Annotated in this window: 2 protein-coding genes; both read left to right on the plus strand. The window is 36.9% G+C overall.

From position 1 onward, the window contains the following. Positions 1-155: 155 nt before the first annotated feature. Positions 156-536: a VOC family protein gene (locus H5158_RS22555; RefSeq protein WP_182718270.1), complete on the plus strand. Its 381-nt coding sequence runs from the start codon at positions 156-158 to the stop codon at positions 534-536. 106 nt (positions 537-642) lie between these two features. Continuing rightward, positions 643-879, plus strand: a complete 237-nt coding sequence (locus H5158_RS22560; RefSeq protein WP_182718269.1) for a hypothetical protein — start codon at positions 643-645, stop codon at positions 877-879. Positions 880-1128: the final 249 nt, after the last annotated feature.

Consider the following 1128-nt stretch of genomic DNA (forward strand, 5'->3'; position numbering starts at 1 on the left):
AAGCTGAAAGCTGAAAGCTGAAAAATTGAACCTTGTTGGGCACACCCTTACAAGGTTTTTTTATAAACAAATTTAAGTGTTTAGTTTTACCTGATGTCGCAAATCTCAGGAAACTGTGCTTTATTTAAAAGATGTAAACTTAAATAGAGTCATCAATGGAATTAATCAATCAGGTTATCTATGTTGATAACGTTGAAGAAACCTTAGACTTTTATTTTCAAGCGTTTGGTTTTGCCACTCATGCCCTCAGCGATGATGCCGAATATGGAGAGCTTGCTACTGGCGATGTAAAAATTGCTTTTGCGAATCACCCGTATGCTCAAGCCCATTTTAAACAAGGTTATATCCGCGCTCACCCAAAGCAACCAGCGCTAGGTTTTGAGCTGCGCTTTAGCTGTACTAATCTCAGTGAAAGTTACGATAAAGCGGTGCTTGCTGGCGCAGAGCCTCTTTGCCCCCCTAGCTGTAGAGGAACTCAATATTATGCCTACGTAAGAGCCATTGAAGGTACTTTGATCTGCTTAGTACAAGCCTAGCTCTTCATCAAAACAGCATTAAAGTTTAACTTTGTAGCAATATAAGCCACACGTAACTGTCATCTAATTTCCTTATCTTAGCGGTAATTTAAATAAGGAGATTAATATGAATACATTACTACTAACATTGATGCTACTAAGCCCAACTGAAGCGCTAGTGACTGAACAAGTAAAATTACAAACCGCTGAAACACTTAAAGTTATGCAAATTGAACAGCAGACACAGTTGAAAACACAAGTCATCGCCACATTAGAAAATATAGAATTGGTATTGCCTGTGGTTGTTGATAAGCAAATTTTAGCGAAAGTACAAAACGTAAAACAGCAACTTAACCAAGACTAAGTTGCTCTGCAGAGTTAGTCCAAAAACGAAGCTAAAGCGATTTCAACTAAACTCTCGGTATTTTTGTTGTGGTTTTTCTTAATACCTCGCTGGCTAAATCGATTAGTCGGTATTTCAAAATGTATAATACCAATCGACTTAAATATTTAACCATTCTAGCGAGCTAAATAAAGCGCTAACTGCGTTATAAATTTTTCATGTAGAACAACTACATGTCAAAATTTATGTCTTGTTATCACTCCATTTATC

The organism is Pseudoalteromonas sp. SR45-6, from assembly GCF_014163545.1.
GTDB classification, from domain to species: domain Bacteria; phylum Pseudomonadota; class Gammaproteobacteria; order Enterobacterales; family Alteromonadaceae; genus Pseudoalteromonas; species Pseudoalteromonas rhizosphaerae.